The sequence below is a fragment of the Blautia luti genome (assembly GCF_033096465.1).
GTDB classification, from domain to species: domain Bacteria; phylum Bacillota; class Clostridia; order Lachnospirales; family Lachnospiraceae; genus Blautia_A; species Blautia_A luti.
On record NZ_AP028156.1, the window covers coordinates 3,275,678 to 3,296,725 of the forward strand.

Genomic DNA, 21,048 nt, shown 5'->3' on the forward strand with positions numbered 1-21,048 from the left:
ACCCCCTTTGTTTATTCCGTTACCGGAACCAGTCGTATCTCTTTGATCTGAAGATTATCAGCTCCGTAATACAGCTTGATATAATGATTGTTTCCAAATCCCATATTCAGGATCCTTGTCTCCTGGATCCATTTGCCCTGGGTTCCCTGGATGGATACTGTCATCTTATGGATATTATCCAGGAATACAGATACCGGAAGCTGCGCCAGAGGATCCAGGTCTGATTTCATGGTAAAGATCACGTTGAAATCTCCCAAGAAATCATTGGTTACAGCCAGAACATCTGCGTTTCCTCTTGCCGGATGCAGCAGAGAACCATCAATAACGATCTCCTGTGTTTCAGGATCACTGGTCAGTTTCACCAGATTATTGGCATCTACGTCGTCTTCTTCTCTGGCGTTCATGGCCTCCAGTTCTTCCTCACTGATACGTCCGGCCATATGAAGGATTGCAGGACTCTTTAATAAGAATCCCAGGATATTCCTGGCATTTCGCTGAAGTTCACCTATCGTGATCACTCCTGCATTCAGCTGTGCTTCCACATCATCCTGCTCCGGATTGGATCTGGCATCTGTTACTACCATATAAATATCGTTCTGGGCCGCAACCATCGGCGCTTTTACAGGTACTTCTGCCTGGTGTCCCTCATAGTTGGACTTCGCCCACCAGTCAGTCATTACAATACCGTCAAATCCCCATTCTTTGCGGAGAATAGTGGTGCACAGATCATAGCTTCCAGCTGTCCACAGACCGTTTACGCTTCCATAAGTAGTCATTACAGAACGAGCCCCGCCCTCTTTCACTGCGATTTCAAAGCCTTTCAGATAAATCTCACGTAGACATCTCTCAGACATTACAGAATCAGAAGTGCTTCTGCCAACCTCCTGGTTATTGCCACAGAAATGCTTGATAGTGCTTCCGATCCCTGATCTTCTCATTCCTTTTACCTGTGCCGCACAGATCCTTCCTGTGAGAAGAGGATCTTCTGAAATGTATTCGAAATTACGTCCGTTCAGCGGATTTCTGTGAATGTTCATGCCTGGTCCAAGAAGAGAATCAATCTTGTTGAGACGAAGCTCTTTCCCTGTCATTTCATATAAAGCACCTACAAGTTCTGTATTAAATGTACATCCAAGCAACGTTCCATTAGGCAGGGAGAATGCCTTGGTTCCACAGTCCATTCGAATACCGGAAGGTCCGTCTGCACAGCAGCCTGCCGGAATTCCCAGTGCCTGCAGGGTATCTGTGATACCGCCAAATGCAGCCGCTGTTCCTGCTGTGACCTTCGGGCTGCACATACCTTCCCCACGGAACATGGCGATCAGGTCTTCTCTGCTGATCTGAGCAGTGAACTCATCCAGAGATACTTTGCCATCCAGTACGTCCACCAGCTTATAACCTTTGTCTCCTGTGATTTCCAGCTCTGCAGGCAGATTCTCTTTTCTGCGTACCTGAGGATCCACAGTCCGCAGCGGAACCTCCTCTTCTGTCGCTGTGTAAGTGCCGTCCGGCTGCTGAACTGCTTTCATTCTGCGGAATGCTTCCACAGGCGCATACGCCTCCTGAAGTTCTTCCAGTACACGGAATTTCTCTTCATAACTTCCGGCTGGCTGCACACTTCTTACATCACTGCCCACAAAGATCTCATAGGTTCCCGCTTCCAGCACATAGCAGGATTTATGACCTGTCACGCCGCTGTCATCATAGGAAGCCATATCATATTTCGGGATAATGATACATAATTCCTCTGTCTCTCCAGATGCCAGTTCTGCTGTCTTGGCAAATGCGATAAGTTTTCGTGCAGGATTTCCCAGTTTTCCCTGAGGTACTTTTGCATAAACCTGTACTACTTCTTTTCCCTTCACACTACCTGTATTGGTAACTGTGGCAGATACGGTCAGCTCATCCTCTGTATTCCCGGAAATCTCGGCTTTCGTCTCAAATGTTGTATAGGATAATCCATATCCAAAGGGATAAAGCACTTTATCCTTCGCAAAAGTTTCGAAATACCGGTAGCCCACATAAATATCTTCTTTATAAAAATTCTTATACGGATCTCCGAAATCTGCCGTTGACGGATAATCATGAATATCTGCTGCAATGGTATCTGTCAGCTTTCCACAGGCACATACCTTACCTGTAAGCACATCTACTGCACCGTTTCCGCCTTCCTGACCTCCCTGCCATACATAGATGACAGCCTGTGGCTGATACTTCGCCACCCAGCTCATATCAATGATATTACCCACATTGAGGACAACGACAGTTCTTCTGCTGGCAGCGCATACTTTCGCGATCAGCTCTTCTTCCGTCTCAGTCAGGCAGTAGCTTCCTGCACCTGCATTGTTATCCTGATCCTCTCCTGCAGTTCTTCCGATCACTACCAGAGAGACATCATTCTTTCCAGCACATTCCAGCATTTCCTCAGTTACAGGCATTTCTTTCTGACACCACGGAACCTTACCCCAGCCTTCTCCTTCATCGAAAGGATTTTCCTCGATCCATCTGCTGTAGATCTCCAGAAGCTTCTCGTCCAAATGAAGTTCCTTATTCCCTTTCAGTGCATCCAGAATCCCTACGGTATATCTGGTATTTACCAGTCCCCCGGAACCCAGTCCGCTTTTATAATAATGAAATGCCATACGGCCAAAAACGGCTACTTTTTCCCCTGCTTTCAGCGGCAGTGCCTGATCTCGGTTCTCCAACAGTACACAGCCTTCTGCAGCTGCCTGTCTGGCAAGAGCCGCATATTTTTCCAGATTCAGTTTATAATTATTCATGTGGTCTTTTCTCCTTCTTTTGTTCGCATCATAAACGAATTCTCCTTTCATCTTAGCAGAAAAAATATCTTCTGAAAACCCTAAATATTTCCTGTCAGCCAACATGAATTTGTAAAAAAGCCCACCTTCTTGTCTCTGCTGTGTTTCTATTGCTCCTTATGTGTTTTCAAAAATCTCATAATGATCTCTGTGCCGCTTCCTTCCTCGCTTCGAAGGATGATCTTGCCCTGAAGAGTGCTGACTGCATGTTTTACAATAGAAAGTCCCAGACCGGTTCCTCCGATCTCTTTGGAATGACTCTTATCTACCCTGTAGAAACGTTCAAACACTCTGTCCTGATCTTCTGCCGGGATTCCGATTCCCGTATCCTTAACCACGATCTGCGCTTCCTGGGCAGTCTGTGTCAGAAATATACTTACATTTCCATCATTTCTGTTGTATTTGATCGCATTGTCACAAATGTTATAAACCGCTTCTTCCAGAAGTGTCCGAACCGCCTCAATTTTCATGGATTCTCCACAGATATAAAGATGAACATTCATCTGCTGTGCTTTCTCTTTCAGACTGTCAAAAGCATTCTTGCAGACCTGATAAATATCCACAGGTTCCCAGATATATGGTGTTTTTTCCTCATCCAGCTGAGAAATCTGGATCACATCTTCCACCAGCTGAAGAAGTCTCTGCGCTTCTTTATAAATACGTCCTGCAAACTTCGGAATATCCTGTTCCTGCACAAAGCCATTCTGAATGATCTCCGCAAATCCGGAAATGGAAGTCAGCGGCGTTTTCAGTTCATGGGAGACATTTGCGGAAAATTCCCTTCGCAGATTCTCTCGTTCTAATTTTTCAGTTACATCCACCAGGAGGATCACTGCACCTTCTGTCTTCTCTCCACGCACTACAGGATTGGCGATGAGCTGAATATCATTTCCATTTAATTTCAGAACAAGTTCTGCATGCTCCCCACCCAGGACATGCTCTATTGCATGGCGAAAATCCTCTGCACGATCCAGACAGTAAACACTCTCTCCCTGACACGCCTTATCTACATGGAACAGATTCCATGCACTGGAATTGGCAGACAGGATCATGGTATATTTATCAATTACGATCAGGCCTTCCTGCATATTTTCTGTAATCAGGGAAAACTCTTCCTGCTGCTGTTTCGCCAGATCCAGCTGCTTCTGGATCTCTCTGTTCTGTCTGTGGATCTTACTTAAAAGAGGAGAAAGTTCCTCATAGATTTGGTTCTCTTCCGGGTGTTCCAGATCCAGTTCATTGACAGGTTTTACGATTCTTTTGGATATTACAGATGCCATGATGCCGGAGAGAGCCAGCATCAGAAACAGGATCCAGCATAAAGGAAGTACGAGATTTTTTACCAGCACTATTACTGTTTCCTGGGTTCCCGAAACACGCAGGACATTTCCATTTTTCAGACGTAATGCATAATACATTGTCTTCTCAGAAAGAGTGTTGGAATATCTGGAGGATTCCCCTGCTCCATATTTCTCTGCTTTCTGAAACTCCTCCCTGTCTTTATGATTCTCCATTTCATAAGCATCTGCTTCATTATCAAAAAGTACCGTTCCATCCTGCGCAATATAGGTAATACGTGAATTTTTATCAGAAACATTCTGCAGATATTCCACTCCCTGCTGCTCTACCCCATACTCCAGATACGCAGCTTCTTTCGTCAGTTCCCTCTGCAGCTGGCCACCGAAATTCCCATAAAGAATTCCCATTACAAAAAGCAATCCTGTGACCAGAACCACAAAGCAGACCAGCATCGTTGATTTAAAAATCTTTTTTGTCACTTCTCTTCCCTTTCCCTTCTCTTGTTACCTTTATTTTATACTCAAATATCCGCAAACGGTTCCCGCCTGCGGATACAAAAAGCCTGTAAATAAACAAAGACTTTCTTATTTAATTATTGTTATAATCCTGATGTTCATTATTTCTGTGCTGTCCTGTGATGGAATATTCCACCCATTCCGCAATATTTACCGCATGATCTCCTATACGCTCGAAATATTTGGCAGTCATAAGAAGATCCAGACCTGTCTTGGCATCCAGTTTTCCTCCGTAGATCATATCTGCAAGTTTTTCTTTGATCTCATTGAAAGCATGATCCACTACATCATCTCTGTCAATAACATTTCTGCACAGCTCCAGATCATTTTTTACAAAAGCATCTACACTCTCTGTTACCATGCGCACAGTATCTTCTGCCATCTGTGTGATCGTATCCGGTATGGCGCTGGTGTTTTTGGCAATATATAGTGACAGATCTGCAATATCTGCCGCCTGGTCACCGATACGTTCCATATCAGAAACCATTTTAAGCGCAGAAGAAATTTCTCTCAGATCTCTTGCTACAGGATGCTGATGAAGTAAAAGACTCAGGCACAGATTCTCAATTTCTCTTTCTTTCGCATCAATATCTCTGTCCGTCTCAAAAACCTGGCGGGCGATTTCCTCATTCTGTACATTCTGGATCGCTTTTGCTGAAAACGAAATTGCTTTCTCACAGTAGCTTCCAAGTGTAATAAGCTGGACATGCAGTTCTTCCAGCTGTCTCTCGAAATACTTTGCCATAATCAACCAAACCTTCCTGTAATATAATCCTCAGTACGCTTATCTGCAGGCATGGAAAACAGCTTATCTGTATCTGCAAATTCAATAACTTCTCCCAATAAGAAGAAGGCTGTTTTATCAGAAATTCGGGTCGCCTGCTGCATATTATGAGTTACCATTACAATGGTATAATCCTTCTTTAACTCCATCGTCAGCTCCTCAATCTTGGAAGTTGAGATAGGATCAAGTGCAGATGTCGGTTCATCCATCAGAAGCACTTCCGGCTGAACTGCCAGAGCTCTGGCAATGCAGAGTCTCTGCTGCTGACCACCCGACATTCCCAACGCACTCTTCTTTAAACGGTCTTTTACTTCGTCCCAGATTGCGGCATCACGAAGAGATTTCTCTACAATATCATCCAGTTTCGCTTTGGATCGGATACCGTGAGTTCTTGGCCCATATGCGATATTATCGTAGATACTCATTGGAAATGGATTTGGTTTCTGGAACACCATTCCCACTCTTTTTCGAAGCAGATTCACATCCATATCACCGTAAATATCTTCACCGTCAAGTTCTACTTTACCGGTGATCACACATCCTTCTACCAGGTCATTCATACGGTTTAAAGACTTCAGCAGAGTGGATTTACCACATCCACTTGGTCCGATAAAAGCTGTGATTTCTTTCTCTGGAATCTCCATGTTTATATTCTTTAAAGCATGGAATTTCCCGTAATATAAATTCATATTTTCAACTGTTATTTTTGCGTTATTACTCATGTTTCTTATCCTTTCGCAATTCGTTTGGCAACCGCTCCGGACAGGAAATTGATCACAAGAACAAATGCCAGAATAACAACTGCTGTCGCAGATGCCTGATTCATATGAAGACCTTCACCGGACAGCACATACATGTGAAGTGCCAGTGTACGTCCGGAGCCCATCAGGTTCTTCGGTACCTCTGCAACTGTACCTGCTGTATAGATCAGGGCTGCTGTCTCACCGATCACACGTCCGATAGCCAGGATCACACCTGCCAGAATACCAGGTACTGCTGACGGCAGAACAATGGTAAAGATGGTACGAAGTTTCCCTGCTCCCAGTCCGAAACTTGCTTCACGGTAAGAATCCGGAACAGATTTCAGTGCTTCTTCTGCTGTACGCATGATCAACGGCAGAATCATAATCACCAGTGTAAACGCACCGGATAAAAGTGACAGACCCCAATGCAGTGCTGTTACGAAAAACAGCATACCGAAAAGACCATATACAATAGAAGGAATTCCTGAAAGTGTTTCTGCTGTAATACGGATCACATTTACAAGCTTACTTCCTTTTTTCGCATATTCTACCAGATAGATCGCTGCAAAAATTCCCAGAGGTGCTGCGATCACAAGAGATACTACTGTCAGGATAAAGGTATTGATCAGTGATGGAAGCAGTGAAAGGTTATCTGAATTATACGTTAAACTGAACAAGTCAGTGGACAGATACGGCACACCTTTGACCAGAATATATCCAATCAAAAAGAACAGCAATGCGAATGTCAGGACTGCCCCCAGCAGGGTAAGCAGTGCAAGGATTCCTGATCCCGGATGCTTCATGTATGCCTTCATCTGGTCTGAAAAAGAAGACTCATTCTGCTTTTTTTCTTTTGACAAATCAATTGCCGCTGCTGTCTCAATTTGCATGTTCTGCCCTCCTGTTCAGTAAAGAAAGACTCAGGTTAATGATAAGGATAAAGATAAATAACACCACTGCTGTTGCGATCAGGGCTTCTCTGTGAAGACCTGTTGCATATCCCATCTCAGTAACAATGTTTGCAGTCATGGTACGGACACCTTTCAGGATTCCCTGAGGCATTCTCGGCTGGTTTCCTGCTACCATAACAACCGCCATTGTTTCTCCGATGGCACGTCCGATTCCAAGAACAACTGCTGCCAGAATACCGGATTTTGCTGCCGGAAGCATAACACAGAAAATGCTTCTCTCTTTGGTTGCTCCCAGTGCAAGAGAACCTTCATAATAGCTCTCCGGTACGCTGCGGATGGCAGATTCTGTAACTCCGATGATGGTCGGAAGGATCATCATTCCAAGTAAAACACAGGCTGCCAGCATACTTGTCCCGGTTCCTCCAAAGGTTTGTCTGATCAGCGGAACGATAAGAACCAGTCCAAAGAAACCATATACAATAGACGGTACGCCTGCCATCAGTTCAATTCCTGATTTCAATGGTCTGTAAATTTTTTTCGGGCAGTAGCGCGCCATAAAAATGGAAGTAAATAACGCGATGGGCACACCCAAAAGAATGGCACCTGCAGTTACGTAAATACTTGCTACGATCATTGGAAGGATTCCAAAAATATCGTTTGACGGCTTCCACTTTGTTCCCAGCAGGAACTTCAGCGGACCGATTTTCCCGATAGCCGGGATTCCATTAGCAAACAGAAATGCACAGATCAGAAATACTGCCAGCACTGAAGTACAGGCTGCGATCAGAAATACACATTTCATGGCTTTTTCTTTAAAGTGGTTCATTCATTACACCTTTCTTTCCTTGTATCAAAAATCATAATCTGTCACTTTTACAGTGATTCTGAAAATATGATTTTCAACATGCAAACAGCCCGCCTGCTGTACTATTTCATTCACAGGCGAACTGCTCTGAAACTCAATCTGTTGCATTATTTAGCAAGGTCTTCCCATGTAGTAGTCTCGCCTGTGTATACAGCTTTTACCTGATCGCTTGTAAGTTCATCAACATCATTGTCTTTGTTTACGATAACTGCGATACCATCTCTTGCGATAACTGTAGCTGTAAGACCAAGGTCTTTCTCTTCATCCTTCAGGTCACGGGATGCCATACCGATATCTGCTGTTCCTTCTGCTGCCATGTTTACACCTGTTGTGGAATCACTCTGCTGAACTTCTACAGTTACGTCTTTGTTTACTGCTTCATAGCCTTCTGCAAGTTTCTCCATAACCGGTGTTACTGAAGAAGAACCTGCAACTACTACTTTACCGGAAACTCCGTCTGCTGCTTCATAAGCCTTAGCATCTGCTGCTTCTTTGATATAACCGTTGTCCTCTACGATCTTCTGTCCGTCAGAGCTCATAATGTAGTTTACGAAATCCTTTGCTGCATCGCTTTCTTTATCAGATGTAAGGATGTTGAATGGACGTGCGATCTTGTAAGAATCATTGGAAACATTATCTACAGTAGCTTCTACGCCATCAATCTTAACTGCCTTTACTGTATCATCCAGAGAACCAAGTGAGATATAACCGATTGCATTTTCATCACCTGCAACAGTTGTCATCATAACAGATGTGCTGTTTGTTACACTTGCTTCATCTGTAGTCATATCTACTTTCTCACCGTCTTTTTCTTCTTCGATTCCAAACAGTTCTACGAATGCTCCACGTGTACCGGAACCATCCTCACGGGATACAACTGTGATGTCTCCGCTTGCTGCACTTACGATTGTTGTGAAAGCTGTTGCTCCGATAACTGCTGCTGTAAGGATTGTTGCGATTTTTTTCTTCATGATAATTTTCTCCTCTTCCCATGAGCCATGTTTTTAATATAAAGTGAAAGGCTCATTTCCTTTTTAATACTTTTATGTTTTATAACTTGTTACCTCATTTACAAGTGCTATTATAGAAATCCAAAGTTAAATGTAAAACCACGCTAAAGTAAAATCTTTGTAAATTGAAAATTTTTGTGAAGGTTGTAAAAACAGGCGTCAGGTGCTATCATAAACTATATCTTCAAGTCCCCACCCACTGCTTATTGCTCTTCGCAAGTCAAGCAGGGGACTTACTTGATTCGGTTAAAATTTATACACAGGAGGATTTTATATATGGAAAACTTAAGATGTGAAAAAGCAGTAGAAAAGAAACATAACGGCTATAACTGTGCACAGGCTGTGGCCTGTTCTTTCTGTAAAGAGGCATCTATGGATGAGGATACACTCAAAAAGATCACACAGGGATTCGGTGCAGGTCTTGGCACTATGGCCGGTACATGCGGAGCAATCTCCGGTGCTGCAGTTGTAGCAGGACTTATTAACCAGGACAAAGCAGGAACCTCTCAGACTGTCCGCTCTGTCATGAATCAGTTTAAACAGCAGAACGGAACTGTAATATGTAAAGACTTAAAGGGCGTGGAGACCGGAAAGGTAATCCGCTCCTGTGATGACTGTGTCAGAGATGCGGTGAAATTCCTGGAAGACGCATTAAAATCAGAAAATTGATTTCAGGCAGATATTTACAATACATAAATCCCAACGCAAAAGAGGCTATATACCCATAACGTGCATAGCCTCTCTCAATTTTAAATTTCCCAGTTCCCTATTAACTTTATATCAGTAATTTTCTTTTACTACCTGTTCACAGTCATCTGCTGGGACTGTTTTTTCTTTTGTATATGGATATATTAACATGAAAATCTAGGCCTTACAATTCTTCCATAACATTCTCTTGCAAAATCGCCCTTTCCAATTTATGATATATCTATCTGGAACGATAATGGAAGTAATTACCTGTAAATAGTTACGATAAATCTATACGAGGAGAATGTCTATGAAAGTTTTAGTTTACCGCAAATGCAGTACCTGCATGAAAGCTCTGAAATGGCTGGATGAACACAATATCAGTTATGAAGAACGGGCTATTAAAGAAGAAAATCCTACCTATGAAGAATTAAAAGAATGGTACACCAAAAGTGGTCTTCCACTGAAGAAATTCTTTAATACAAGTGGGATGCTCTATAAGGAAATGGGATTGAAAGATAAGTTAAAAGATATGTCTGAAGATGAACAGCTGAAGCTTCTTGCCACAGACGGAATGCTGGTGAAACGACCGCTGGTGATCGGGGATGACTTTGTACTTACCGGATTTAAAGAAAAAGAATGGATTGAGGCTATGCACGTATAATGTGTATAGCCCAACACCAAGTTTATCTACAATCTGATGGCGGGAAATCCCGCCATTTTTTATCTCTGTTCTGTTTCGTATAACTTTTTGATTTTTTCCGCTACCTGCTGCAGTTTCTGAGCACGATGACCGAAGATTCTCAATGCCAGATCTCCGGTTGTGAGACGGGTAACTCCGCCATCTATTTCTGAATCTTCGTCAAGAATCTGCCAGATTTTTTCCTGAAGTTCCAGATTGATTGTTGAATCTGCCGTTTTAACAGTTCCGGATTCCTGACTGCAGTTTTCACCATCTCTGCTGCAGATTTTAGAGAGAAACAGGTTTGCCATATGTGTGTAGCCCTCGTACATTCCGATTCCTTCCATGGGCATTTTGTCCGGTTCGTAGCGGGTGTTGTCGCGATAGATGAGTTTGTCCCCTCTGTACAGCAGGACTTTTGAGGAGAATCTGCGGTACTGAAAGCGTTCATCGTGTGCATTTCGGCCGCAGGAGATAATCTCCAGCAGGAATAAACGAGAGGTTTCGTCTTCCAGATGGATAGTCATCTTGCTGTCAAAGGCTGACTGTGCAAAAGGAATAACCGGCTGGGGATAGTAGTATAATGTAGCGTTTTGGTCTACCTGTACTTCAATAGTTCGGGCGGCTGAGCCTTCGTCCATTTTGTGGATTTTCTCAAAGGACTGGGACAGGACTTCCAGATCTGCACCTTCCTTTACATGGTAGGAAAATTCCTGGGAATCACCTGCCATAATTCCGGCGGAAGCACAGAGAGGCATTATCTGGATCCCACCGTTTTCTTTTTCGAAGGGCATCATAATCTTGTATGGTGCTGTGAAAGACAGATCTTCGAGAATGGTCTTGCCGTCTTTTAAGGCTGCGCAGGCGCTGATACGGGATATCTTTCCGAATTTGTTATCCATAGGCATTTTCCTTTACATTCCTTCTAGGAGTACGTTTTTCTTGATCCACTCTACCACTTTATCTACATTCTCATCTCCGCGGATATTTGTAAACTGGAATGGTCTGTCACCACGCATTTTTCTGGAGTCTCTTTCCATTACTTCCAGACTTGCACCTACATATGGAGCCAGGTCTATCTTATTAATTACAAGAAGATCAGAACGTGTGATTCCAGGACCGCCTTTACGCGGAATCTTATCTCCTTCTGCTACATCAATGACGAAGATAGTTGCATCTACCAGCTCCGGACTGAATGTTGCAGACAGGTTATCTCCGCCGCTTTCGATGAAAAGAAGTTCAATATCAGGGAAGCGTTCCATCATCTCATCTACTGCTTCCAGATTCATGGAAGCATCTTCACGGATGGCTGTGTGAGGGCATCCGCCTGTCTCTACACCAATAATTCTTTCTACAGGAAGAACGCTGTTCTTTGCAAGGAACTGGGCATCTTCTTTTGTGTAGATATCATTTGTGATGACACCAATACTGTAATCCTTTGCCATCTTTCTTGACAGTGCTTCAATAAGTGCTGTTTTTCCGGAACCTACCGGTCCGGCAACTCCGATTTTTACGTATGACATACCGATTTCCTCTTTTCTTTCTTACGACATATATAATCTGGAATACAGCTTCTCGTGCTGGATTCCTCTGATATCAAATCCAGGTGCAGAGAGACATAAGTCCTCCTCGCTTCTGTTCATGATATCCTTTAATATCTCATCAAACTCACCATAACATCCGCTCAGAAGCTGCTGCCCGGATGTCTGGCTGAGTGGAATTGTTTTTACGCAGTTGGTGACGATTGCAGATGTCTGTGCGTATAGATAATGCGTCAGCGCTTCTTCCAGAGAAATCTGCATTTCCGCACAAAAAACTCCGTAAATACAGCAATGATTTACTGCTTTTCCCTTTCTCGCATCCAGATATTCTCTGAAAATCCCTGTTTCACTGATGGAAAGCCCTAGCTTTTCAATGGTTTTTGCGAAACGGGAACCCATTTTTCTGGCGGCTTCTCTCTGTTCCATAGGAATTCTGGATGCTTCCAGAAGTTCTTCCAGGTACAGAAGTTCCTGCAGGTCTTTTTTCTCTGCGGCTTCGTATGCAAGTCTGGCTGCCAGAAGTTCTGTATATGCAAGGTTCCATTTGATTTTGTGAGTAATATACTCTCTGGCTGTGTCTGCATCGTGGACAATTCCACGCTGAATATAAGTTTCAAGTCCCTGGGAATGGGAATATCCTCCGATGGGAAACAGCGCATCATTTACCTGTAAAAGATAGAACTGTTTTTCTGACATGAAGAACCTCCATAATTAACATTGATTGTCTTAAATATTCAAATTTCAGTAAATACATTATCTGCCTTACAGTTTACTCATAACATTCCTTATAGTCATATTTAATGATGATGATTATGAATACTTGCAGAAATTCTCTTGTCAAAGTCCAGCTTCAGCACTTCTTTCTCCGCCTGAACTCCATGGATTTTCTGAAGCATGACAAGCATGGGCTCGTTATAGATCGTGATAAACGAATCATTCTCTCCCCAGAAAAGCGGTGCGTGTCTGTTGCCGATTTCGTAGCAGACCTTTGCAGACATTTTCTCATGTCCGGGAGTCAGAGAAACACGGATAACTTCGCATGGCGGTGTATTTACCACTACAAGCTTCTCATTATCTGCGTAGATCACATCATCCTGATACAGACCTCTGGCGAGAATGGAATCGTCCATGCGGATTCCCACTTCTGTTCCTTTGTCTGTTGTTTTTTTATGTATTTTCTTGAATGCTTCGTGCCATTCAATATCTACATATTCTATTGTTTTTCCTGTAGTATCAAAGTCATGAAGCTTTCCTAAAACCTGTTCACACAGCATTATTTTTGACCTCCTGAATCCGATAAAAATTTCTTATCAGATTTATTTCTTACCAAATCTGAAGTAACATCATAACTCCAGGAACCCATGCAGTTACGATTCCTTCAAATACCTGAAGATATGGAACGAATTTTCCCAGTTTCTTTCCGCAGATGTCTTCTACAAAAGCAGTTCCCCAGAGAATTGCCCACAGATACCAGATTGCTGCCCAACGCAGATCCGGTGTGATTCCCAGTGCAGTGCTTCCTGTAAATCCCTCGATTGTACCGAAAATCACTGCATTGATGGCTACAAAAGTAGAAAACCATGCAAATGGAATCGGGCTTGCTTTCAGGAATTTACTCAGAGCTACGAAAAGATAGGTAAAGCAGAACAGTAATCCTGTTCCTGCTGCATAATAATTGCCCTGCACCAGATTGACAAAGTTAATAAATAAAGAAAGACCACCTGTAAAGATGTTCATAATGGCGGTTGATTTTCCGTCTACATTGTATAAAGAACACATACCGTTGTTGATCAGTACGATTCCTACGAATAAAAGACAAACTCCTAACATAATATTCTCTCCTGCTTTTTCAGTATATTTTTCTGTTAAATCTGACAGGACTGTCATTATATTGTTTGGTAAGTTCTTATAAAAGTTCTCACAAAACTCCATAAATAACAGTCCTGCGAATATCATTTTTATGATCAGATAACCAGAATGTAATGGTTTAAAGTTGTTTAGAACAGACTGTAAAGCTGTGTCAGTGGAAGCTTCTCTGCCGGTTTGGAAGTGATCTCTTCGCCGTCAACAGTAACCTTATATGTCTCCGGATCTACTGTCAGTTCCGGTGTTCTGTCGTTAAATACCATATCTTTTTTGCTGATATTTCTGCATCCCTTTACAGGTACTACAGTTTTCTCAAGACCGTATTTCTCTTTTACATTCTCATCCATGGCAGCCTGGGATACAAAGGTCAGGCAGGCTTCGTTCTTAGCTTTTCCATGAGCTGCAAACATTGGCTGATAGAGAACCGGCTGTGTAGTCGGAATGGATGCATTTGCATCGCCCATCTTAGATGCAATGATCATACCGCCTTTGATGATAATATCCGGTTTTGCACCAAAGAATACAGGATTCCAGAGAACGAGGTCTGCGAATTTACCTTCTTCCACAGAGCCCACATACTGGGAAATACCGTGTGTGATTGCCGGGTTGATGGTATATTTGGAGATATAACGTTTTACACGGAAGTTGTCATTGTCATGTTCTGCATCTTCCGGAAGTGCACCTCTCTCATCTTTCATCTTACTTGCTGTCTGCCAGGTACGTGTAATAACCTCACCTACACGTCCCATAGCCTGAGAGTCAGAGCTCATCATACTGAAGATACCCATATCATGAAGAACATCCTCTGCTGCGATTGTCTCAGGACGGATTCGGGAATCTGCAAATGCAACATCTTCCGGGATTCTCTTGTCAAGATGATGGCAGACCATAAGCATATCCAGATGCTCATCCAAAGTGTTTACTGTATATGGCATTGTTGGGTTTGTGGAGGATGGCAGTACGTTCGGAGCTGCTGCTGCGCGGATGATATCTGGTGCATGTCCACCGCCTGCACCCTCTGTATGATAAGTGTGGATGGTTCTGCCGCCGATGGCTGCAAGTGTATCTTCCACACATCCACCTTCATTTAATGTGTCTGTATGGATGGCAACCTGTACATCATATTCATCTGCCACATTCAGACAGTGATTGATAACTGCAGGTGTTGCACCCCAGTCCTCATGAATCTTCAGTCCCATAGCTCCGGCCTTGACCTGCTCAATGAGAGGAGCTTCGTCTGAGCAGTTACCTTTTCCAAGGAAACCTAAGTTCATCGGGTATTCCTCGGCTGCCTTTAACATCATTTTTAAGTTCCATGGTCCAGGTGTACAGGTAGTCGCATTTGTACCGTCTGCAGGGCCTGTACCACCACCGATCATAGTAGTTACACCGCTGTATAATGCACAGTCGATCTGCTGCGGACTGATGAAATGGATATGGGTATCAATTCCACCTGCAGTTACGATCATTCCCTCTCCTGCAAGTGCTTCTGTAGATGCGCCCACTGTCATTCCAGGTGTGACGCCATCCATGATGTCCGGGTTTCCGGCTTTACCGATTCCTGCGATCTTGCCGTCTTTGATACCAATATCTGCCTTTACGATTCCTGTGGAGTCTACGATCAATGCATTAGTAATTACCAGATCCAGATCTCCGTCTTTACTGCAGGTTTTTACAGACTGTCCCATACCGTCGCGAATTGTCTTGCCGCCGCCGAACTTTACTTCGTCTCCATAGGTTGTATAATCTTTTTCTACCTCGATCACAAGGCTTGTATCTGCCAGACGTACCTTATCTCCTGTAGTCGGGCCATACATTGCCGCATATTTGCTTCCGGAAATTTTTGTACTCATTGTTGTCCCTCCTTACAGAAATCCTTTTAATTTCGCAGTTTCCATGGATGCTGCTTTTGTATCATCAGTTGCCTGGGCGCGGGTAAGGTCATTCAGTCCGAATACTCTCTGTCTGCCGCCCATTTCTGTAAGCTGAACCTCTTTTTCTTCACCCGGCTCAAATCTTACAGATGTTCCTGAAGGAATGTCCAGATGATATCCATAGGCTTTTTCCCTGTCAAAAGAAAGGCATTTATTTACTTCAAAGAAATGAAAATGAGAACCGACCTGAACCGGTCTGTCGCCTTTGTTTGCCACTGTTACTGTCACTGTTTTCTTGCCTTCATTAAGTGTGATCTCACGATCTGCGGCCATAATTTCACCGATCTTCATGCTCATTCTCCTCCTTACTGAATTGGATTATGTACTGTCACAAGCTTGGTTCCATCCGGAAATGTTGCCTCTACCTGAACTTCACCGATCATATCAGCAACACCGTCCATTACGTCATCCTTTGTAAGGATCTTGGTTCCAAGCTGCATCAGCTCTACTACTGTTTTACCATCTCTTGCAAGCTCCAGGAGTTCAGAACTGATATACGCAAGTGCCTCCACGTAATTCAGTTTCAGACCTCTTTCCTTTCTCTCTTTTGCAAGATTTCCTGCCATATGAAGCATTAATTTTTCCTGTTCTTTGGGATTCAGCCTCATGATATTCCTCCTCTCGAATTGTGCGGATTATAATATGTAAAAATCCTCGCAGTACACAAAAAAGAGCAGACAATGGGATTCTTTCTCAGACCCCATTGTCTGCTCTTTGTACGAAAATTTTTATATAGGGGATTATAACTTGTGTTTCTTTAATGGTCAAGATGTTTTTTGCGAATTTTTATTTCCAACATTCTGGCAGACTTTCGGATGCACCACAGGCATGTCGGAAAAATATAGCAGGTTGCTGTGATCCAGGCAGTCTGGTCTGCGAAGCAGATGGCTGTAAAGCCAAAAGTTCCTACAAATCCAAGACAGACAACTGTTCTGGCGATCATTTCTGTTACGCCGGAGAAAACGGCTCTACCAGAATATCCAAGTCCCTGAGTTACCATACGGGCGACATTGAGAATACCAAGACTCCAGTAGAAAAATCCCATACATCTGAGGTATTTGGCAGAGGCATCCAAAACTGCCACCGCACTCTTTCCAACAAACAGCATAGAAAGTGTACGCCCTGCAAAAATCAGTAAAATTCCCGCCGCAATACCATATCCTACTCCCACTGTAATACCACACCGCAATCCTTTCTTAATCCTGTCAGACTGTCCTGCTCCCAGATTTTGGCTGCAGAATACAGATGCAGATGTTGCGATAGCATCAAATGGACACATGGTAAACTGCTTAATCTTCATTGCTGCAGTAAAGGCTGATACATATGTACTTCCAAGCCCGTTATTGGCAGACTGCATAACCATACTTCCGATAGCTGTGATGGAGAACTGAAGTCCCGTAGGCATTCCCATTGCCAGAAGTTCCTTTACTGCATCCCTCTTTATTACCCTGTTTTCTTTCTTGAGCCACAGAAGTTTCATCTTGCGGATGATAAAAATAAGGCACAAGATTCCACTGATCGCCTGTGCGGAAATGGTTGCAATGGCAGCTCCGGCACATCCAAGTTTCAGCACTACGATACAGAATAAATCCAGAAAAATGTTCAGAACAGCAGATAACGCCAGAAATATAAACGGTGTCCTGCTGTCTCCCACTGACCGCAAAATACTGGACAGGTAGTTATATAAAATCGTAAAGGGAATCCCCAGGAAAATGATTAGCAGATAACTATATGCATTGTCATAAATGTCCTCTGGTACAGATAAAATATGCAGAATCTGAGGACATAAAACACTGCATAATGCTGTCAGGATCACTGCGATTCCTGCACATAATACAGCTCCATTAAAGATATAATCCCGCATTTTTTCTATTTTCTCTGCACCGAAATATTTAGCTACAGGAACACCAAAGCCTGTACAGCTTCCCATGCAGAATCCCAGTACCAGAAACTGAATACTGCTGCTGGCTCCTACACTTGCCAGTGCTTTTGCGCCAAGAATCTGGCCTACGATCGCAGCATCAATAATATTATAGGTCTGTTGCAGCAAATTTCCTAACAGTAAAGGAAACGCGAACTGTAACATCAGTTTCAGCGGATTGCCTTTTATCATAGATGTTGTCATTTCTATTTACCCCGTTTTCTATACTGTACGAAGCAGAAAAATTCTTAGCCTCTACTGTCTAATATGGTCAACAGCAAACAGAGACTTTTTCAGCACAGTCTTACTATATCATAGCAAAATCGTGATGAGTTTCAATAAAATATTTTGACATTTTTTTATACTATTTTATCTTTTATAATCGCAAACAGCCAAAAGGCAGATGAGATTATAGGAGGTCTCCACGTATTGCTGTTCTTCCATCTGGATGTCTGTCAGGAGTTTATGTATAAGAGTTCTAAATATGCTTTTTGCAAGATGTGCGTCACAATTTATGGGAAATTTTGTTCGAATAAGGGCGTCGTAGCGGGTTACGGAAACCAAATTCGGGCAAAATATATCGCAAAGTGGGGCGTGCAGATTATGGGAATGATTTTTCAAACACGCTCTAGCAATTATCTTATGGCTTCTATCATGACAAATTTTACAAAATTTTTCATAAAATATCCCAACATTTATACCATCATATTTTTTGTAAAATAAGATGTACCTGGCAAGAGACAGTCAAAACCAATTGTCTCTTGTCAGGTAATTATAGCAGTCCTGGTATAGAATTTTCCCAATATGCTACTCTGCTCAATGCCTTAAGACTTCTTATGCCATTCCATTCACTGTTTTATACTTATACAGCATCTCCGCATGATTCTGCTCCTCAATCTGGATATCTGCCAGCAGCTTGCGTACACCACTATCGCCAAAGGCAAATACATCATCATTGTATGTTCCTGACACTAGCTTCTCTGTACCAATACAGTCTGTTGCAAGAAACGCATCGTGTTGTTTATCTTCCGGTGAACTCATGGCTGTATAGACTGCTTTTGGCTGATAGTCTCTGCCTGATCTGTCATTACAGTTACATTCAGGCACACTTCCGGAAAGAATCATTGACAAAGACTCATAATGCTTCTGTTCTTCCTGCTGGATATTCCGGAAAAGATTTTTAAGCTCCGGGTCTCTGGCCTGTTCTGCGTATTTTCCATACTTTTCCACACAGCTTTTCTCTTGTGTCTGAAGATCTTCGATTACTGAACGTTCCTTTTCTTTTAAAATCATAGTCTGTTGTCTCCTTTTTTAAGAAATACTGTATTTTGTTACATGAAAATAGTATGGATAAAAAATGCTTTTTTATTCTCTGTATCATGACTTATGACAATTTCAGAGAATATTTTGTGTTACTGTTCACATGCCACTGTCCCGCGAGGTGTTTTGGCATGAATATGCCAAAATCCCGAGACATACAAGCCAAAATTCCATTGCCGCAGGCAATCTGGAATGAATTTTGGCTACGTTACTGTGAACGGAGTGAACAGTAACTATTTTGTTCCAACACCACTGTATCAGAGTGAATTTCTGTTTACTTTATGATATACTTATATGCACGATAAAACTTTTAAACTTAGGAAGATTTATAATGAAACGAATTGATTTTGAAAACGGAACTGTGACCAACAATATATTAAGCGCTGCGCTTCCCATGCTGGTAGCGCAGATATTGAATCTTTTATACAACATTGTGGACCGTATCTATATCGCCAGGATCCATGATATAGGAACAACTGCACTTGGCGCTGTGGGCTTATGCTTTCCGATCATCATGATCATTACTGCTTTCAGTAATCTCTTTGGTTCCGGAGGTGCACCAATTTTCTCTATCAACCGCGGAAAAGGAGATTCCAGGACTGCTGACATGATCATGAATACTGCTTTCACCATGTTATGTGGAAGTGCTGCTGTGCTGATGCTGATCGGATTTCTTTTTGCCCGCCCCTTACTGACTCTGTTTGGTGCTTCAGATGATGCTCTGGTTTATGCGTATCCCTATCTGATGATCTACCTTCTGGGTACTCTCCCTTCCATGATAGCAACAGGAATGAATCCTTTTATCAATGCACAGGGATATGCCATTATCGGTATGCTGTCAGTAACAGTCGGTGCAGTGGCAAATATTATTCTTGATCCGATTTTTATTTTTGTTCTGGATATGGGGATTAAGGGTGCAGCGATTGCTACTGTCATCTCTCAGATTCTCTCTGCCTTACTTGTATTTTATTTTCTTCATGGAAAATCAGAATTGAAGGTAAGATGGATTCATATAAATGAGATTTCTGAGTGCACCAGACATGCCAGGGATATCATCAGTCTGGGGTCTGCTGGATTTATCATGCAGCTGACTAACAGCCTGGTAAGTATCTGCTGCAATAATGTTCTTTCCGTGACAGGCGGTGATATTTATATCTCTGTCATGACTATTATATCCAGTGTTCGCCAGATGGTGGAGACGCCTATCCATGCGATCAATGAGGGAACCTCTCCTGTTCTCAGCTACAATTACGGAGCCAGACGTCCTGACAGGGTAAAGAAAGCAGGGGTTGTTCTGATCATTATGGTTCTGATCTATACAGGTATCATGTGGAGCGTCATTCTCATTGCCCCTGAATTTCTGATCGGGATCTTCAGTTCAGACAAACTGCTATTAAAGGATGCAGTTCCTGCACTGAAACTTTACTTTGCAGCCTTTATTTTTATGGATCTGCAGTATATTGGTCAGACAGTGTTTAAATCATTAAATAAAAAAAAGCAGGCGATTTTTTTCTCCCTGCTTCGTAAAGTATTTATCGTGGTTCCGCTGACTTATTTCCTGCCCTATGGGTTACACATGGGTACAGATGGCGTGTTTATGGCTGAACCGGTGTCTAATGTGATCGGTGGCTCTCTGTGCTTTATTACCATGTTGATTACCATATTGCCTGAATTAAACAAAATGGGAACTACATATTTCCCAGAATAATATTAATCAGGTTCTTATCCAACATGATCGTGCGATTCCATGGGTTAAGAATGATTCCCTCAATCTCATTTACCTGTAATGCTGAATTGAAAAGCTGATCTATGTCTGTCAGAAAAGTGGACTGAACGCTTCCGCCGTCTTTCAATTCTTCCTCAAAGCCGGTAAATGCCGCCCACCAGACTTTTCCATCTCCGGTTTTCACTGTGCCGATCCGGAGCTGGTTGTCTCCTGTGGGCAGTTCTACTGAAAGGATAAACTGGCCGTTTTCTCTCATTCGTCTACGGATTACAGTCAGTGTATGTGCCAGCATTTCCTGAGTGGCTTCCTGCTGCAGAGCAGCGATCGCCTGCTCTATTTTTTCATTTCCCTGAAGACCTTTATCCTGATTTACATTCTTATTATCGCTCATATTAATATCTCTTTTATGCCTTTCATCGTTTTAT

23 protein-coding genes are annotated in these 21,048 nt (G+C 42.8%); 4 read left to right on the forward strand and 19 right to left on the reverse strand.

Annotation, left to right across the window (positions count from 1 at the left end):
* Window positions 1–11: 11 nt before the first annotated feature.
* The 7 genes from R8695_RS15125 to R8695_RS15155 form a co-directional block, all read right to left on the reverse strand.
* Entirely contained in the window at window positions 12–2,780 is a 2,769-nt protein-coding gene (locus R8695_RS15125; RefSeq protein ID WP_154779530.1) for a glycoside hydrolase family 3 protein, read from the reverse strand.
* 146 nt (window positions 2,781–2,926) lie between these two features.
* Entirely contained in the window at window positions 2,927–4,597 is a 1,671-nt protein-coding gene (locus R8695_RS15130) for a sensor histidine kinase (protein WP_308418795.1), read from the reverse strand.
* Between the two features lie 109 nt (window positions 4,598–4,706).
* Entirely contained in the window at window positions 4,707–5,378 is a 672-nt protein-coding gene (gene phoU, locus R8695_RS15135; protein ID WP_118509190.1) for a phosphate signaling complex protein PhoU, read from the reverse strand.
* A 2-nt stretch (window positions 5,379–5,380) separates the two neighbouring features.
* Window positions 5,381–6,139 carry a phosphate ABC transporter ATP-binding protein PstB gene (gene pstB, locus R8695_RS15140; RefSeq protein WP_118509189.1) on the reverse strand — a complete coding sequence of 253 codons (759 nt, stop codon included), beginning with the start codon at window positions 6,137–6,139 and terminating at the stop codon, window positions 5,381–5,383.
* A 5-nt stretch (window positions 6,140–6,144) separates the two neighbouring features.
* Window positions 6,145–7,050: a phosphate ABC transporter permease PstA gene (gene pstA / locus R8695_RS15145; protein WP_118509188.1), complete on the reverse strand. Its 906-nt coding sequence runs from the start codon at window positions 7,048–7,050 to the stop codon at window positions 6,145–6,147.
* Window positions 7,040–7,897, reverse strand: coding sequence for a phosphate ABC transporter permease subunit PstC (gene pstC / locus R8695_RS15150; RefSeq protein ID WP_118509187.1), 858 nt, complete (start codon window positions 7,895–7,897; stop codon window positions 7,040–7,042). Before pstC ends, pstA begins: the two co-directional genes overlap by 11 nt.
* A gap of 146 nt (window positions 7,898–8,043) precedes the next feature.
* Window positions 8,044–8,907, reverse strand: a complete 864-nt coding sequence (locus tag R8695_RS15155; protein WP_008705068.1) for a substrate-binding domain-containing protein — start codon at window positions 8,905–8,907, stop codon at window positions 8,044–8,046.
* Between the two features lie 315 nt (window positions 8,908–9,222).
* Between R8695_RS15155 and R8695_RS15160 the strand changes: the two genes are divergently transcribed.
* Together R8695_RS15160 and R8695_RS15165 are read left to right on the forward strand one after the other, a co-directional pair.
* Complete coding sequence (locus R8695_RS15160; RefSeq protein ID WP_055058579.1) at window positions 9,223–9,615, forward strand: C-GCAxxG-C-C family protein; 393 nt, start codon at window positions 9,223–9,225, stop codon at window positions 9,613–9,615.
* A 322-nt stretch (window positions 9,616–9,937) separates the two neighbouring features.
* Window positions 9,938–10,297 (forward strand): arsenate reductase family protein, encoded by a 360-nt coding sequence (locus R8695_RS15165; RefSeq protein ID WP_195565305.1) that lies wholly within the window; start codon window positions 9,938–9,940, stop codon window positions 10,295–10,297.
* A 59-nt stretch (window positions 10,298–10,356) separates the two neighbouring features.
* On the opposite strand, the gene R8695_RS15170 is transcribed toward R8695_RS15165, so the two are convergent.
* The 10 genes from R8695_RS15170 to R8695_RS17775 all read right to left on the reverse strand — a co-directional run bounded on the left by R8695_RS15170 (window position 10,357) and on the right by R8695_RS17775 (window position 18,141).
* Window positions 10,357–11,217 (reverse strand): urease accessory protein UreD, encoded by an 861-nt coding sequence (locus R8695_RS15170; protein WP_243139430.1) that lies wholly within the window; start codon window positions 11,215–11,217, stop codon window positions 10,357–10,359.
* Window positions 11,218–11,229: 12 nt separating this feature from the next.
* Window positions 11,230–11,838, reverse strand: coding sequence for an urease accessory protein UreG (gene ureG / locus R8695_RS15175; RefSeq protein WP_021925795.1), 609 nt, complete (start codon window positions 11,836–11,838; stop codon window positions 11,230–11,232).
* A gap of 21 nt (window positions 11,839–11,859) precedes the next feature.
* Window positions 11,860–12,552, reverse strand: coding sequence for an urease accessory protein UreF (locus tag R8695_RS15180; RefSeq protein WP_055153858.1), 693 nt, complete (start codon window positions 12,550–12,552; stop codon window positions 11,860–11,862).
* A gap of 101 nt (window positions 12,553–12,653) precedes the next feature.
* Window positions 12,654–13,130 (reverse strand): urease accessory protein UreE, encoded by a 477-nt coding sequence (locus tag R8695_RS15185; RefSeq protein WP_154779527.1) that lies wholly within the window; start codon window positions 13,128–13,130, stop codon window positions 12,654–12,656.
* A gap of 49 nt (window positions 13,131–13,179) precedes the next feature.
* Window positions 13,180–13,686, reverse strand: a complete 507-nt coding sequence (locus R8695_RS15190) for an AmiS/UreI family transporter (protein ID WP_008705095.1) — start codon at window positions 13,684–13,686, stop codon at window positions 13,180–13,182.
* 167 nt (window positions 13,687–13,853) lie between these two features.
* Window positions 13,854–15,575, reverse strand: a complete 1,722-nt coding sequence (gene ureB / locus R8695_RS15195) for an urease subunit beta (protein ID WP_154779526.1) — start codon at window positions 15,573–15,575, stop codon at window positions 13,854–13,856.
* 12 nt (window positions 15,576–15,587) lie between these two features.
* Window positions 15,588–15,947 (reverse strand): urease subunit beta, encoded by a 360-nt coding sequence (ureB, locus tag R8695_RS15200; RefSeq protein ID WP_019163039.1) that lies wholly within the window; start codon window positions 15,945–15,947, stop codon window positions 15,588–15,590.
* 14 nt (window positions 15,948–15,961) lie between these two features.
* On the reverse strand, window positions 15,962–16,264 hold the full coding sequence (gene ureA, locus R8695_RS15205; RefSeq protein ID WP_008705098.1) for an urease subunit gamma: 303 nt from the start codon (window positions 16,262–16,264) through the stop codon (window positions 15,962–15,964).
* Between the two features lie 149 nt (window positions 16,265–16,413).
* On the reverse strand, window positions 16,414–17,781 hold the full coding sequence (locus tag R8695_RS15210) for an MATE family efflux transporter (protein WP_167515435.1): 1,368 nt from the start codon (window positions 17,779–17,781) through the stop codon (window positions 16,414–16,416).
* 165 nt (window positions 17,782–17,946) lie between these two features.
* A complete protein-coding gene (locus R8695_RS17775; protein WP_308418794.1) occupies window positions 17,947–18,141 on the reverse strand; it encodes a DUF6783 domain-containing protein in 195 nt (64 codons plus the stop codon).
* Here R8695_RS17775 and R8695_RS17780 point away from each other — a divergent pair.
* Window positions 18,076–18,300 (forward strand): DUF6783 domain-containing protein, encoded by a 225-nt coding sequence (locus R8695_RS17780; RefSeq protein ID WP_308418793.1) that lies wholly within the window; start codon window positions 18,076–18,078, stop codon window positions 18,298–18,300. The genes R8695_RS17775 and R8695_RS17780 overlap by 66 nt on opposite strands.
* A 111-nt stretch (window positions 18,301–18,411) precedes the next feature.
* Here R8695_RS17780 and R8695_RS15225 read toward each other — a convergent pair whose 3' ends face one another.
* Window positions 18,412–18,870, reverse strand: coding sequence for a ferritin-like domain-containing protein (locus R8695_RS15225; RefSeq protein WP_026649487.1), 459 nt, complete (start codon window positions 18,868–18,870; stop codon window positions 18,412–18,414).
* Between the two features lie 358 nt (window positions 18,871–19,228).
* Between R8695_RS15225 and R8695_RS15230 the strand changes: the two genes are divergently transcribed.
* Window positions 19,229–20,605, forward strand: coding sequence for an MATE family efflux transporter (locus R8695_RS15230; protein ID WP_154779525.1), 1,377 nt, complete (start codon window positions 19,229–19,231; stop codon window positions 20,603–20,605).
* Here the strand turns inward: R8695_RS15230 and R8695_RS15235 are convergent.
* Window positions 20,586–21,014, reverse strand: a complete 429-nt coding sequence (locus R8695_RS15235; RefSeq protein ID WP_154779524.1) for an SseB family protein — start codon at window positions 21,012–21,014, stop codon at window positions 20,586–20,588. The two genes, R8695_RS15230 and R8695_RS15235, sit on opposite strands and share 20 nt — an antisense overlap.
* Window positions 21,015–21,048: the final 34 nt, after the last annotated feature.

What these genes read in the sequence shown, in the direction of transcription:
- ureB (WP_154779526.1), bottom strand. Translation starts at nt 15,575, where the DNA reads ATGAGTACAAAAATTTCCGGAAGCAAATATGCGGCAATGTATGGCCCG.
- R8695_RS15170 (WP_243139430.1), bottom strand. Translation starts at nt 11,217, where the DNA reads ATGGATAACAAATTCGGAAAGATATCCCGTATCAGCGCCTGCGCAGCC.
- ureG (WP_021925795.1), bottom strand. Translation starts at nt 11,838, where the DNA reads ATGTCATACGTAAAAATCGGAGTTGCCGGACCGGTAGGTTCCGGAAAA.
- R8695_RS15190 (WP_008705095.1), bottom strand. Translation starts at nt 13,686, where the DNA reads ATGTTAGGAGTTTGTCTTTTATTCGTAGGAATCGTACTGATCAACAAC.
- R8695_RS15210 (WP_167515435.1), bottom strand. Translation starts at nt 17,781, where the DNA reads ATGACAACATCTATGATAAAAGGCAATCCGCTGAAACTGATGTTACAG.
- R8695_RS15235 (WP_154779524.1), bottom strand. Translation starts at nt 21,014, where the DNA reads ATGAGCGATAATAAGAATGTAAATCAGGATAAAGGTCTTCAGGGAAAT.
- R8695_RS17780 (WP_308418793.1), top strand. Translation starts at nt 18,076, where the DNA reads ATGTGCGTCACAATTTATGGGAAATTTTGTTCGAATAAGGGCGTCGTA.
- pstC (WP_118509187.1), bottom strand. Translation starts at nt 7,897, where the DNA reads ATGAACCACTTTAAAGAAAAAGCCATGAAATGTGTATTTCTGATCGCA.
- R8695_RS15225 (WP_026649487.1), bottom strand. Translation starts at nt 18,870, where the DNA reads ATGATTTTAAAAGAAAAGGAACGTTCAGTAATCGAAGATCTTCAGACA.
- R8695_RS15230 (WP_154779525.1), top strand. Translation starts at nt 19,229, where the DNA reads ATGAAACGAATTGATTTTGAAAACGGAACTGTGACCAACAATATATTA.
- R8695_RS15165 (WP_195565305.1), top strand. Translation starts at nt 9,938, where the DNA reads ATGTCTATGAAAGTTTTAGTTTACCGCAAATGCAGTACCTGCATGAAA.
- R8695_RS15180 (WP_055153858.1), bottom strand. Translation starts at nt 12,552, where the DNA reads ATGTCAGAAAAACAGTTCTATCTTTTACAGGTAAATGATGCGCTGTTT.
- R8695_RS15160 (WP_055058579.1), top strand. Translation starts at nt 9,223, where the DNA reads ATGGAAAACTTAAGATGTGAAAAAGCAGTAGAAAAGAAACATAACGGC.
- phoU (WP_118509190.1), bottom strand. Translation starts at nt 5,378, where the DNA reads ATGGCAAAGTATTTCGAGAGACAGCTGGAAGAACTGCATGTCCAGCTT.
- pstA (WP_118509188.1), bottom strand. Translation starts at nt 7,050, where the DNA reads ATGCAAATTGAGACAGCAGCGGCAATTGATTTGTCAAAAGAAAAAAAG.
- R8695_RS15125 (WP_154779530.1), bottom strand. Translation starts at nt 2,780, where the DNA reads ATGAATAATTATAAACTGAATCTGGAAAAATATGCGGCTCTTGCCAGA.
- R8695_RS15185 (WP_154779527.1), bottom strand. Translation starts at nt 13,130, where the DNA reads ATGCTGTGTGAACAGGTTTTAGGAAAGCTTCATGACTTTGATACTACA.
- R8695_RS15155 (WP_008705068.1), bottom strand. Translation starts at nt 8,907, where the DNA reads ATGAAGAAAAAAATCGCAACAATCCTTACAGCAGCAGTTATCGGAGCA.
- pstB (WP_118509189.1), bottom strand. Translation starts at nt 6,139, where the DNA reads ATGAGTAATAACGCAAAAATAACAGTTGAAAATATGAATTTATATTAC.
- ureA (WP_008705098.1), bottom strand. Translation starts at nt 16,264, where the DNA reads ATGAGGCTGAATCCCAAAGAACAGGAAAAATTAATGCTTCATATGGCA.
- ureB (WP_019163039.1), bottom strand. Translation starts at nt 15,947, where the DNA reads ATGAAGATCGGTGAAATTATGGCCGCAGATCGTGAGATCACACTTAAT.